This window comes from Klebsiella sp. S69 (assembly GCF_016516145.1).
GTDB lineage: Bacteria > Pseudomonadota > Gammaproteobacteria > Enterobacterales > Enterobacteriaceae > Klebsiella > Klebsiella oxytoca.
This window is the reverse complement of the sequence record NZ_JACVUU010000004.1, coordinates 195,618-208,588: the sequence shown is the minus strand read 5'-3', so window position 1 is coordinate 208,588 and position 12,971 is coordinate 195,618. Positions and strand designations below refer to the sequence as shown.

Below are 12,971 nucleotides of genomic sequence, written 5' to 3'. Positions count from 1 at the left end.
CTGTAGACATCAAGGATTTGTCATCATTATGAATCGACTGTTCCGCCTGTTGCCGCTGGCAAGCCTCGTTCTGACCGCCTGTGCGATTAATGCTCCGAAAGGGCCGGGTAAAAGCCCGGATTCTCCACAGTGGCGTCAGCACCAGCAAGATGTCCGCAATCTTAATCAGTTCCAGACGCGCGGCGCTTTTGCTTATCTTTCTGATGAGCAAAAAGTCTATGCCCGCTTCTTCTGGCAGCAGACGGGCCAGGACCGCTACCGCCTGCTGCTGACTAACCCGCTCGGCAGCACCGAACTGTCGTTAACCGCCCAGCCGGGCAACGTGCAGCTGATTGACAATAAAGGCCAGACTTACACGGCGACCGACGCCGAAGAGATGATTGGCCGCCTGACCGGCATGCCGATTCCGCTCAATAGCCTCCGGCAGTGGATCATTGGCCTGCCGGGCGAGGCCACCGACTACTCGCTTGATGACCAGTATCGCCTGCGCGAACTGAACTACACGCAAAACGGCAAAACCTGGCACGTCACCTGGGGCGGCTACACCTCAGACACCAAACCTTCGCTACCAGCCAATATGGAACTTAACGACGGCAGTCAGCGCATCAAGCTGAAAATGGATAACTGGATTGTGAAATGATGACCCGCTGGCCCTCTCCCGCAAAACTGAATCTGTTTTTATACATTACCGGGCAGCGCGCCGACGGTTACCACACGCTGCAGACGCTTTTTCAGTTTCTGGATTATGGCGACACGCTGACGATTGAACCGCGCGACGATGGCCAACTGCGTCTGCTAACGCCGGTTGACGGCGTACCGGATGAAGAGAATCTGATTATTCGCGCGGCCAGGCTGTTAATGCAGGCCGCAGCGCAGGACGGGAAGCTTCCTGCAGGCAGCGGCGCCGATATCAGCATTGATAAGGTGCTGCCGATGGGCGGCGGCCTCGGCGGCGGCTCGTCCAACGCGGCCACCGTACTGGTGGCGCTGAATCACTTGTGGGGCTGTAATCTTCCGGAAGATGAGCTGGCGGCGTTGGGTCTGCAGCTCGGCGCCGACGTGCCGGTGTTCGTTCGCGGCCATGCGGCCTTTGCTGAAGGCATCGGGGAAATTCTCACCCCGGCCGAACCGGAGGAAAAATGGTATCTGGTGGCGCATCCGGGGGTCAGCATTCCAACGCCGATCATTTTTCGCGATCCGGAACTTCCGCGCAATACCCCGGCCAGGTCAATTAATACGTTATTAAAATGTAAATTCGGCAATGATTGCGAGGTTATCGCAAGAAAACGTTTTCGTGAGGTTGATGCGGCGCTTTCCTGGCTGTTAGAATATGCGCCGTCGCGCCTGACTGGCACCGGTGCATGTGTATTTGCTGAATTTGACACTGAATCCGCCGCTCGTCAGGTGCTTGAAAAAGCCCCGGCATGGCTGCATGGCTTCGTGGCGCGAGGTGTTAACATCTCTCCGCTCAAGCAGGCGCTGCGCTAAGTTCTGCTTATTATAGCAAATCTGGCGAAAACGCCGGGGAAACTGAGTTACGGTGACAACGTCACCCTGTTCCAGACGTTGCATCGGGCTCTTTAAATACACCGCCTGGATGAAATCGTGCCCACCCGCACAGTTTTTGGCCCATTTCATCCACCACTGGACGCATGCCTGAGGTTCTTCTCGTGCCTGATATGAAGCTTTTTGCTGGTAACGCCACCCCGGAACTAGCACAACGTATTGCCAACCGCCTGTACACTTCTCTTGGCGACGCCGCTGTAGGTCGTTTTAGCGACGGCGAAGTCAGCGTACAAATCAATGAAAACGTACGCGGTGGTGATATTTTCATCATCCAGTCCACTTGTGCTCCCACCAACGACAACCTGATGGAACTGGTTGTTATGGTTGATGCTCTGCGTCGTGCTTCGGCAGGTCGTATCACCGCTGTTATCCCCTACTTCGGTTATGCTCGCCAGGACCGTCGTGTTCGTTCTGCTCGTGTTCCTATCACCGCGAAAGTGGTTGCTGATTTCCTGTCAAGCGTCGGCGTTGACCGCGTTCTGACCGTTGACCTGCACGCAGAACAAATTCAGGGCTTCTTTGACGTTCCGGTGGATAACGTATTCGGCAGCCCGATCCTGCTGGAAGATATGCTGCAGCTGAACCTGGATAACCCTATCGTGGTTTCTCCGGACATCGGCGGCGTGGTTCGCGCTCGCGCTATCGCCAAGCTGCTGAACGATACCGATATGGCTATCATCGACAAACGCCGTCCGCGCGCTAACGTTTCTCAGGTGATGCACATCATCGGTGACGTCGCTGGTCGTGACTGCGTGATGGTTGACGATATGATCGATACCGGCGGCACCCTGTGTAAGGCCGCAGAAGCGCTGAAAGAGCGCGGTGCTAAACGCGTATTCGCCTACGCAACGCACCCGATCTTCTCCGGCAACGCCATCCAGAACATCAAAAACTCTGTGATTGACGAATTCGTCGTCTGCGATACCATTCCGCTGACGCCGGAAATCAAAGCGCTGGAAAAGGTACGTACTCTGACACTGTCTGGTATGCTGGCCGAAGCGATTCGTCGTATCAGCAACGAAGAATCTATCTCTGCTATGTTCGAACATTAATCGAGCCCGGCACAAAAACCCGCTGCGGCGGGTTTTTTTGTCTCTGAACCTTTTATTCTTCCACAATATCATTCGGCATGCGTCAAGGCGGCAAGTGAATGAATCCCGGGAGCGTACCGGCAGTACGTGATCGAGGTAAATGAACGCAGCCAGCAGAGAGGCATCCGAAGGATGACGTGGATATGACCAATGCCTCCTTCACCTGCCATTTAGTTGACAGATGATGCGCTCATGGATGAAACATTATTGTGAACAGATTATTTTCCTCACATGTGATGCCTTTCCGCGCCCTCATCGACGCTTGTTGGAAAGAAAAATATACCGCTTCGCGGTTTACCCGTGATGTGATCGCCGGGATTACCGTCGGGATTATCGCTATCCCGCTGGCGATGGCGCTGGCAATTGGCAGCGGCGTGGCGCCGCAGTACGGTCTCTACACTTCTGCTGTGGCGGGGATCGTGATTGCGTTAACCGGCGGCTCGCGCTTCAGCGTTTCCGGGCCAACCGCCGCTTTTGTGGTCATTCTCTACCCGGTCTCGCAGCAGTTCGGCCTTGCGGGACTGCTGGTTGCAACTTTGATGTCTGGGATCTTCCTGATTCTTTTCGGCCTGGCACGCTTTGGCCGGCTGATTGAATATATCCCGCTATCGGTTACCCTCGGCTTCACCTCCGGGATCGGTATCACCATTGGTACCATGCAGATTAAAGATTTTCTCGGTCTGCAGATGGCGCACGTGCCTGAACATTATCTGCAGAAAGTCGGCGCGCTGGTTATGGCGCTGCCGACGATTAATCCCGGCGATGCCGCCATCGGTATTGTCACGCTGGGCACGCTGATTATCTGGCCTCGCCTGGGTATTCGTCTGCCGGGCCACCTGCCGGCGCTGCTGGCAGGCTGCGCGGTCATGGGCGTGGTTAATCTGCTCGGCGGCAGCGTCGCCACCATCGGCTCTCAGTTCCACTATATTCTCGCCGACGGCAGTCAGGGCAACGGTATTCCGCAGCTGCTGCCGCAGCTGGTGCTGCCGTGGGATATGCCCGGTTCGGAGTTCACGCTTAGCTGGTCCTCGCTGCGGGCGCTGCTGCCGGCGGCCTTTTCCATGGCCATGCTCGGGGCGATTGAGTCCCTGCTGTGCGCCGTAGTGCTGGACGGCATGACCGGCACCAAACATAAGGCCAATAGCGAGCTCATTGGCCAGGGGCTGGGCAATATCGTCGCTCCGTTCTTCGGCGGCATTACCGCCACCGCCGCCATCGCCCGCTCGGCGGCCAACGTCCGCGCCGGGGCGACTTCGCCGATTTCCGCCGTGATCCACGCGCTGCTGGTCATTATGGCGCTGCTGATCCTCGCTCCCCTGCTCTCCTGGCTGCCGCTTTCCGCTATGGCGGCGCTGCTGCTGATGGTGGCATGGAATATGAGCGAAGCGCACAAGGTTGTTAACCTGCTGCGCTATGCGCCAAAAGACGACATTATCGTCATGCTGATGTGCATGTCGCTGACCGTACTGTTTGATATGGTCATCGCGATCAGCGTCGGTATTGTGCTGGCCTCCCTGCTGTTTATGCGCCGGATCGCGCGTATGACCCGCCTCGCGCCGGTTAACGTCGAAGTTCCTGACGACGTGCTGGTGCTGCGCGTGATTGGCCCGCTATTTTTCGCCGCTGCGGAAGGGCTATTTACCGACCTCGAAACCAGAGTGGAAGGTAAGCGTATCGTGGTGCTGAAATGGGATGCGGTACCGGTGCTGGATGCCGGCGGGCTGGATGCCTTCCAGCGCTTCGTGAATAAGCTGCCGGAAGGCTGTGAACTGCGCGTGTCGAATCTGGAGTTTCAGCCGCTGCGCACGCTGGCGCGCGCCGGCGTTAAACCCATTCCGGGCCGTCTGAGCTTCTACCCGGACCGCAACGCCGCGCTGGCGGATATTTAATTATTCGGCGGCAGGCCCCTGCGCCTGCCGCATCATCACGCCAATCGCCTGCTGAAGCCAGCTGAGCACCTCCGAAGTCATCCACGTTCCCTTCATCAAATGCGGCTCCTGCTCCATGGCATAGCGAAACTTCTGCTGCGTCTGCGCATCCTTACCCGCGTAAGACTGGAACAGCGCCAGCCAGCGCTGCGCCAGCTGCTGACCTTCCGGGGAGGCCGGCTCTCGCTTCTCACGACAGGCCCGATGCAGGTCGGCCACCAGCGCCGGCCACTCCATCAGGCGATCGAAATAGTGCTGCCGGGTAAAGGCCAGCTCTTCGGCGTTCAGATAGCGCGCCCAGATGGCCAGCTTGCTTTCGGCAAAAGCACGGGTAATGAAATCAATCATCTCCGGCGTCACCCCGGTTTGTTCACGCATCTGCGGTTCGGCGGCGTGCATCTCATTCAGGCGAGTCAGAAACTCCGGCCTGCCGGCGGTATCCTGCTCCAGCTGCTCCATCCAGCGGGTTGCCAGCGCAATCGCCCGCGGCTCATCTGCCGGGCAGCGTTCGTCCATGAGCTGCTGCGCTTCCCCCACCAACTCCAGCCATGTCTGGTTACGCTGCTCATCCTGCTCCGCAAACGGCAGCACCTGTAATTCCTGTTGACTAAACCAGCGATCGTACATTTTCATCAGCTCCAGCGTTTGTACCCAGGACTCGAGATCGGGCTCGCCTCCGCTGTCCAGCTCTTCGCGCAGCAGCGCCAGGCGCTGGCGCAGCGTTGAGAGAGTTTGCAGCTGTCGGTCGAGGGTGGCGATCTGCTTGACCAGCAGATCGGACAGCGAGAAGGCGTCCCGGTCGAGATAGTCCTTAATTGTGGCGAGTTCCAGCCCGGCCTGCGCCAGCGCTTTAATCATATGCAGCCGCTGAACGGCCGCCAGATTATATAACCGGTAACCCGCCGCGCTTCTGGCCGAAGGCGTCAGCAATCCCGTTTGTTCATAGTGATGTAACGTGCGGACGGTCATTCCGGCGCGCTTCGCCAGTTCTCCCACCTGAATTAACATGGCTGCTCCTTTCGTATACCAGTGGCACGACTCTGCTGCCTGACGTGACGTCAGGGTCAAGCGCTAAATACGGGGAGGGTATTAAGCAGACTATGCCGAAGAAGCACAATGAGAGAAATAAGGAATTGAGACGACATCAAAAAGACAGCCTGACCAGGCTGCATGAAAACGCACCAGCCGTTGACAACGGCTGGTGGTAAAGAATTCACTCAGCTGTGGCGATGCTGATCGCGGCGGCAGCGTTTATCGTAGTGGCGAACCCACCAGTATCTGTCGCTGACCTGTTCATGACCGCCGATACGCGCGCCCGCCAGCCACAGTACCGCGCCGACAAAGATACTTAATATCGCGCCGTGTGCGAAAAACTGCGGCAGGTCAAGCTGCGGAAGCTGGTTTAAAATGGAATAACCAACGCCGACAACCATGACGACCAACCCCAACCCCATCAGCACATTACCGAGTAACGAAGCGTTTCTGCGTTTCATATGTCACCTCCGGAACCTTGGGTTGCATGGGAATATCCCCAAATCTTATAGGTGTAGTATAGACAATAGCCAATATAGCGATTGCGTGGACGATCACATAAGCGAACATCTTGCCAACAAAAGTTTACAAATAACCTACTGAACAACATCAAATTCTAATTGTTCAAAGCCGTGATTATCCGTTCCGGCCGCGCTTCGCTGGCAGAATTTTGTCAACCGCGCGCGCAGACAGTACACTACGCGCCAGAGAACGATCCAAGCAGGATAAAAAAGTGAGCATAAAACTGATTGTCGGCCTGGCGAACCCCGGCGCTGAATACGCAGCGACCCGACATAACGCCGGCGCCTGGTACGTGGATTTATTGGCAGAACGCTACCGCGCGCCGCTGCGCGAAGAGAGCAAATTCTTCGGCTATACCTCGCGGATTAACCTTGCGGGCGAGGATGTTCGCCTGCTGGTCCCAACGACCTTTATGAACCTGAGCGGTAAAGCCGTCGGCGCGATGGCGACCTTTTTTCGCATTAACCCGGATGAAATCCTGGTCGCCCACGATGAGCTCGACTTACCGCCTGGCGTCGCTAAGTTCAAGCTGGGCGGCGGTCACGGCGGCCATAATGGCCTGAAAGACATCATTAGCAAGCTGGGCAATAACCCGAACTTTCACCGCTTACGCGTGGGAATCGGCCATCCGGGCGATAAAAATAAAGTTGTCGGTTTTGTGCTGGGCAAGCCGCCCGCCAGCGAGCAGAAGCTGATTGATGAGGCCGTTGACGAAGCGGTACGCTGCACCGAAGTGTGGATGAAGGATGGCCTGACCAAAGCGACCAACCGTTTACACGCTTTTAAAGCGCAATAACCGGTCGGCGTGCGGAATTTTTGTCACGCACCGTGTATAATAGGCGAAGTTATTTACTTTTCTACAATCTGTTCACTGTAACAGGTTGATTATCCAAAGATTAAGGTGATTTAAATCATGGGATTCAAATGCGGTATCGTCGGTTTGCCCAACGTCGGCAAATCCACCCTGTTCAATGCGCTCACCAAAGCGGGTATTGAAGCGGCCAACTTCCCCTTCTGTACCATTGAGCCGAACACCGGTGTCGTGCCGATGCCCGATCCGCGTCTGGACAAACTGGCTGAAATCGTTAAACCGCAGCGTATTCTGCCGACCACGATGGAATTCGTTGATATCGCGGGCCTGGTCAAAGGCGCCTCCAAAGGCGAAGGCCTGGGCAACCAGTTTCTGACCAACATCCGCGAAACCGAAGCTATCGGTCACGTGGTGCGCTGTTTCGAAAACGACAACATTATCCACGTTAACAATAAAGTGGACCCGGCTGACGATATTGAAGTGATCAATACCGAACTTGCGCTCTCCGACCTGGATACCTGCGAACGCGCCATCCATCGCGTGCAGAAGAAAGCCAAAGGCGGCGATAAAGACGCGAAAGCCGAGCTGGCGGCGCTGGAAAAATGCCTGCCGCACCTTGAGAATGCCGGTATGCTGCGTTCGTTGAAAAATCTGACCGACGAAGACAAAGCGGCGATTAAATACCTGAGCTTCCTGACCCTGAAGCCGACCATGTATATCGCCAACGTCAACGAAGACGGCTTTGAGAACAACCCTTATCTCGATAAAGTCCGCGAAATCGCCGCTGCCGAAGGTTCGGTGGTCGTCGCCGTTTGCGCCGCCGTTGAGTCCGATATCGCCGAGCTGGACGATGCCGACCGCGATGAGTTTATGGCCGAACTGGGTCTTGAAGAGCCTGGCCTGAACCGCGTTATCCGCGCCGGTTACGAACTGCTGAACCTGCAGACCTACTTCACCGCAGGCGTGAAAGAAGTTCGCGCGTGGACTATCCCGGTCGGCGCAACGGCTCCGCAGGCCGCAGGTAAAATCCACACTGATTTCGAAAAGGGCTTTATCCGCGCGCAGACCATCGCCTATGAAGACTTTATTACCTACAAAGGCGAACAGGGTGCCAAAGAAGCCGGGAAAATGCGCGCTGAAGGTAAAGACTACATCGTAAAAGATGGCGATGTGATGAACTTCCTGTTCAACGTTTAAGCCTTTCTGCGCTCTGAGACCAGTCATAAAATCCACGCTCTCGCGTGGATTTTTTTATTGCCGCCGTTCCCGTCAGTTCTGACCCGCCGCCAGCGAATATTTCTTTATTTTGCGATACAGCGTGGCGATGCCGATACCCAGCTCGTCCGCTGCCTGCTTTTTATTACTGTAGCGAGAGAGGGCGTCACGGATCATCTGCCGCTCCATCTCTTCCAGCGCCGTTACGTTTTCCTCCTGGGCGATGGTCGCTGCCGCTGAAACAGGCGCTGTCGGCTGGCTCGCCAGTTCACCGCTGCTCAACAGATTGGGCGGCAGGAGGGACATATCGATAATCTCGCCCGAGGGCACCACGTTGACCAGGTACTCCATCAAATTGCTGAGTTCGCGAATATTGCCCGGCCAGCGGTAGCGTTTGAGGAAATCGATCACATCCTGCGCGACGCCGGGGTAAACCAGGTTGAGCCGGCCGGTATGCAAATGCAGAAAATAGTGAATCAGTAGCTCAATGTCGTCCTGGCGTTCGCGTAGCGGCGGCAGACGCAGCGGGATGACGTTCAGGCGATAGTAGAGATCTTCGCGGAACTTCCCTTCCGCAATGTACTGGTCAAGGTTTTGATTGGTTGCGGAAATAATGCGGATATCGACCTGAACCGGATGGCTGGCGCCTACCGGCTGAATCTCTCGTGATTCGATGGCCCGCAGCAGCTTGGCCTGCAGGGTGAGCGGCATATCGCCAATTTCATCCAGGAATAGCGTTCCGCTGTTGGCCGCCTGAATCAGGCCGGTCTTACCGTTAGCCGATGCGCCGGTAAACGCCCCCTTCACGTAGCCGAACAGTTCACTCTCCAGTAGCTGCTCGGGGATGGCGGCGCAGTTAATGGCGATAAAGGGCTTCGTGTGGCGGTCGCTGAGCTTGTGGATAGCGCGGGCAACAACCTCTTTCCCGGTCCCGCTCTCGCCGGCTATCATCACGCTGGATGGGCTCGGCGCCACGCGGCTGATGAGCTTTTTCAACTGCCGCATAGGCCGACACTCGCCAACCATCGCTTCAATTTGCGGCCCTTCCTGCCCGCAGCTGAAATCGCCAGAAGAGTGCGACTGGTGAAAGGCCATTAAAAACAGCCATTGATCCTGCACCGCGTGCAGCTGGCCGATAATGAGCTCCTTGCGATCGTCAAAGGAGATAATGTGCTGCATATGGCCGTGCTTGAAATTATCTTCGAAGGTCAAAGGCTGAAACTGGATGGACTTGCCAATAACGTGGCCCTGCGTCACGCTCATTATTTTCAGCGCGGCCTGGTTGGCAAATTTAACTTTTTGATCGTTGCCTACCACCAGCACGCCCTGGTCCATATTTTCAATCATGGTTAAAAATATTTTGTGGATATTATCGCCAACCGCCCGTTCCTGTAAAAAGCGAGAAACGAATATGCTGGAGACGTGGCGAACGTAATCTGAAAATTCCTGAATGTTCTCATTAATACGTTCCTGCTGCTCGCGGGTTAGCGCCACCAGGCTAATAACGCCAACGCAGCGGTCGTGATACATCACCGGAGTGCCGAGGAACGCTTTCTCTTCGCACTTGTCCTTATTGTTACAATCTTTGCAGAGAGGATCGAAGCGGGAATGGGTGACGACCTTTTCGCTCTGTGTTTCAATAATGTAACGAAGAAGCCGTGAATTTGAATTTAATTTATAGCCAATCTGCTTACTATAAGCCCCGGTTCCCGCAACGCGGTATAATTCGTTATCGACAATCTCAACCTCCAACTGTAGTACGCTGGACAACATCCTTGCAAACTTCTGAATTGTAGGCTGAATCTGCATTAAAATGGAAGGTGCTTTGGACGGTATCATGTATATCGGCCTTCTATTATTGCTCACCTGATCGGCATCGAGCGAGGCGGTTTTATTTATCTATGAAGAATGATACCACTCCCTTTAGCGGCGAGCATTGATATAGATAGGGCCGATCCCCCCACCTTATCTTAAATATGCAATAGCTATCACAGTTCCTTATCAATATGATAAATTCACAGCGGATTTTATCATATTGGCGCAGTGTGAAGATGATAATCGTATTATTCACTGCGCCCTCCCTTGCCTGTACTGCTGGAATTGACGCCAGTGGCACAAATGTCAGCGTTTCCCTGCCGGAGAAACACGCCTGAATTCGTGACCGAGTTAGCATAATCTCAACCATTCAATTTTGACCGTCGCCTCTTGCGGAGGATTTGGCACGCTTATTGTTAGTGATTATACAGCGCTGGCAGTCGCTAATTCGGCAACTCTGCATATCCGACCGCACAGCAATCATTAAGCCGTCATTCACGACCAGGATTGAAACATGAAAACTGTTAACGAACTGATTAAGGATATCAATAAACTTAACTCTCATCTCAGTGAGAAAGACTTTTTGCTGACCTGGGAGCAATCGCCGGATGAGCTGAAGCAGGTGCTGGATGTCGCCGCCGCGCTGAAAACCCTGCGCGATGAAAATATCGCCACCAAAGTGTTTAATAGCGGATTAGGTATTTCCGTATTCCGCGATAACTCAACCCGCACCCGTTTCTCATATGCCTCCGCGCTCAACCTGTTAGGTCTGGCCCAGCAGGATCTGGATGAGGGAAAATCGCAAATTGCCCACGGCGAAACGGTCCGTGAAACCGCCAACATGATCTCCTTCTGCGCCGATGCCATCGGCATCCGCGATGACATGTTCCTTGGCGCGGGCAATGCCTACATGCGTGAGGTAGGCGAAGCGCTGGATGACGGCCACAAGCAGGGCGTCCTGCCGCAGCGTCCGGCGCTGATCAATCTGCAGTGCGATATCGACCACCCGACGCAATCCATGGCCGATCTCGCCTGGCTGCGCGAGCACTTCGGTTCGCTGGAGAACCTGAAGGGCAAGAAAATCGCTATGACCTGGGCCTATTCGCCGAGCTATGGCAAACCGCTCTCGGTACCGCAGGGCATTATCGGCCTGATGACCCGCTTCGGAATGGACGTTACCCTCGCCCACCCGGAAGGTTACGACCTGATCCCGGACGTTATTGAAGTGGCAAAAAACAACGCCAAAGCTTCCGGCGGCAGCTTCCGCCAGGTAAACAGCATGGAAGAAGCATTCAAAGACGCCGATATCGTCTACCCGAAATCCTGGGCGCCGTACAAGGTGATGGAAAAACGCACCGAGCTGCTGCGCGCGAATGACCATGAAGGCCTGAAGGCGCTGGAAAAAGCCTGCCTTGAACAGAACGCCGGACATAAAGACTGGCACTGTACGGAAGAGATGATGAAACACACCCGCAACGGCGACGCGCTGTACATGCACTGCCTGCCGGCGGATATCACCGGCGTCTCCTGCGACGCGGGCGAAGTTACCGAGGGCGTCTTCGAGAAGTACCGTATCCCGACCTACAAAGAGGCCAGCTGGAAGCCGTATATCATCGCCGCGATGATCGTGTGCCGCAAATACGCCAATCCGGGCAAAGTGCTGGAGCAGCTGCTCAAGGAAGCACAGAAACGCATCAAATAATCCCAGGCTGGCCTGCGGGCCAGCCTCATGACTTCGCCCATAAAAGGATAAGGATCGAGTATGTCTGCTTTCTCACTGAAAATGGATATTGCCGAAAACCGTTTTTTCAACGGGGAGACTTCGCCGCTGTTTTCACGCCAGCAGGCGCAGCAGGCTCGCCGCTTTCATCAAAAAATTACCGGCTATAAGCCTACGCCGCTGGTGGCGCTGAACGAGCTTTCCGCCCTGTTTGGCGTGCAAAAAATCCTCGTCAAAGACGAGTCACGACGCTTTGGCCTCAATGCCTTCAAAATGCTCGGTGGCTCTTACGCTATTGCCAGGCTGCTCTGTGAAAAATACCATTTAGATATCAACGATCTCTCCTTCGAAACGCTCAAATCCAGCATTAAAGAGAAGATGACGTTCGCCACCACCACCGATGGCAACCACGGCCGCGGAGTGGCGTGGGCGGCCCGCCAGTTAGGCCAGAACGCCGTTATCTATATGCCTAAAGGTTCCGCACAGGAGCGGGTTGATGCCATTCTGCGCCTCGGCGCCGAGTGTATCGTCACCGACATGAACTACGACGACACCGTCCGCTTTACCATGCAGACCGCGCAGAAAAACGGCTGGGAGGTGGTGCAGGACACCGCGTGGGAAGGCTACACAAAAATTCCGACCTGGATTATGCAGGGCTACGCCACCCTCGCTGATGAAGCGGTAGAACAGCTCTCCTCAATGGGAATCGCTCGTCCGACGCACGTGCTCCTGCAGGGCGGCGTGGGGGCGATGGCGGGCGGCGTGCTGGGCTACCTGGCCGATGTCTACGGCGCGAAGCATCTCCATTCCATTATCGTCGAGCCAGAGCTGGCCGACTGTCTCTATCGCTCTGCCCTGAAGGGCCAGATCGTTAACGTCAGCGGCGATATGGCCACCATTATGGCCGGCCTCGCCTGCGGTGAGCCTAACCCGCTGGGCTGGGAAGTGCTGCGCAACTGCGCCACGCAGTTTGTCTCCTGTCAGGACGCCGTCGCCGCCCTCGGCATGCGGGTGCTGGGAAACCCGACGGGCCAGGATCCTCGCATTATCTCCGGCGAATCCGGCGCCGTCGGTCTCGGCCTGCTGGCGGCGATTCATTTCCATCCGCAGCGCGAAGCGCTGATGCACAAGCTCAAGCTGGATAGCGATTCCGTGGTGCTGGTGATTAGCACCGAGGGCGACACCGACGTTAAGCACTATCGCGAAGTCGTCTGGGAAGGCAAACATCCGGCCGCGCAGTAGCCAACTTATCAAATTCCTCCCGCCCGGCG

11 protein-coding genes are annotated in these 12,971 nt (G+C 55.7%); 8 read left to right on the top strand and 3 right to left on the bottom strand.

All coding sequences use genetic code 11. The features are described 5' to 3' along the window. The first annotated feature begins 28 nt into the window (after positions 1-28). The 4 genes from lolB to dauA all read left to right on the top strand — a co-directional run bounded on the left by lolB (position 29) and on the right by dauA (position 4,546). Positions 29-640 (top strand): lipoprotein insertase outer membrane protein LolB, encoded by a 612-nt coding sequence (gene lolB, locus IAE27_RS06325; protein WP_004103154.1) that lies wholly within the window; start codon positions 29-31, stop codon positions 638-640. Beyond that, the gene (gene ispE / locus IAE27_RS06320) at positions 640-1,488 is read left to right on the top strand and encodes a 4-(cytidine 5'-diphospho)-2-C-methyl-D-erythritol kinase (RefSeq protein ID WP_024274374.1); all 849 of its coding nucleotides are present in this window, start codon (positions 640-642) and stop codon (positions 1,486-1,488) included. The genes lolB and ispE overlap by 1 nt, the downstream gene beginning before the upstream one ends. A gap of 182 nt (positions 1,489-1,670) precedes the next feature. After that, entirely contained in the window at positions 1,671-2,618 is a 948-nt protein-coding gene (gene prs, locus IAE27_RS06315; RefSeq protein WP_004103157.1) for a ribose-phosphate diphosphokinase, read from the top strand. Positions 2,619-2,866: 248 nt separating this feature from the next. After that, complete coding sequence (gene dauA / locus IAE27_RS06310; protein ID WP_029496800.1) at positions 2,867-4,546, top strand: C4-dicarboxylic acid transporter DauA; 1,680 nt, start codon at positions 2,867-2,869, stop codon at positions 4,544-4,546. On the opposite strand, the gene IAE27_RS06305 is transcribed toward dauA, so the two are convergent. Together IAE27_RS06305 and ychH are read right to left on the bottom strand one after the other, a co-directional pair. Beyond that, entirely contained in the window at positions 4,547-5,593 is a 1,047-nt protein-coding gene (locus tag IAE27_RS06305; protein WP_154022470.1) for a MerR family transcriptional regulator, read from the bottom strand. It lies immediately after the preceding gene. Between the two features lie 209 nt (positions 5,594-5,802). Next, complete coding sequence (ychH, locus tag IAE27_RS06300; RefSeq protein ID WP_004103160.1) at positions 5,803-6,078, bottom strand: stress-induced protein YchH; 276 nt, start codon at positions 6,076-6,078, stop codon at positions 5,803-5,805. A 272-nt stretch (positions 6,079-6,350) separates the two neighbouring features. On the opposite strand from ychH, the gene pth reads away from it, so the two are divergent. Then, positions 6,351-6,935, top strand: coding sequence for an aminoacyl-tRNA hydrolase (pth, locus tag IAE27_RS06295; RefSeq protein WP_004103161.1), 585 nt, complete (start codon positions 6,351-6,353; stop codon positions 6,933-6,935). A gap of 117 nt (positions 6,936-7,052) precedes the next feature. Further along, positions 7,053-8,147 carry a redox-regulated ATPase YchF gene (gene ychF / locus IAE27_RS06290; RefSeq protein WP_004103162.1) on the top strand — a complete coding sequence of 365 codons (1,095 nt, stop codon included), beginning with the start codon at positions 7,053-7,055 and terminating at the stop codon, positions 8,145-8,147. A 72-nt stretch (positions 8,148-8,219) separates the two neighbouring features. Here the strand turns inward: ychF and IAE27_RS06285 are convergent, their stop codons facing one another. Further along, positions 8,220-10,004 carry a sigma-54 interaction domain-containing protein gene (locus IAE27_RS06285; protein ID WP_004103163.1) on the bottom strand — a complete coding sequence of 595 codons (1,785 nt, stop codon included), beginning with the start codon at positions 10,002-10,004 and terminating at the stop codon, positions 8,220-8,222. Between the two features lie 490 nt (positions 10,005-10,494). Between IAE27_RS06285 and ygeW the strand changes: the two genes are divergently transcribed. Next, on the top strand, positions 10,495-11,682 hold the full coding sequence (gene ygeW, locus IAE27_RS06280) for a knotted carbamoyltransferase YgeW (protein WP_049591846.1): 1,188 nt from the start codon (positions 10,495-10,497) through the stop codon (positions 11,680-11,682). Between the two features lie 60 nt (positions 11,683-11,742). Beyond that, positions 11,743-12,942, top strand: a complete 1,200-nt coding sequence (gene dpaL, locus IAE27_RS06275) for a diaminopropionate ammonia-lyase (protein WP_017145668.1) — start codon at positions 11,743-11,745, stop codon at positions 12,940-12,942. Positions 12,943-12,971: the final 29 nt, after the last annotated feature.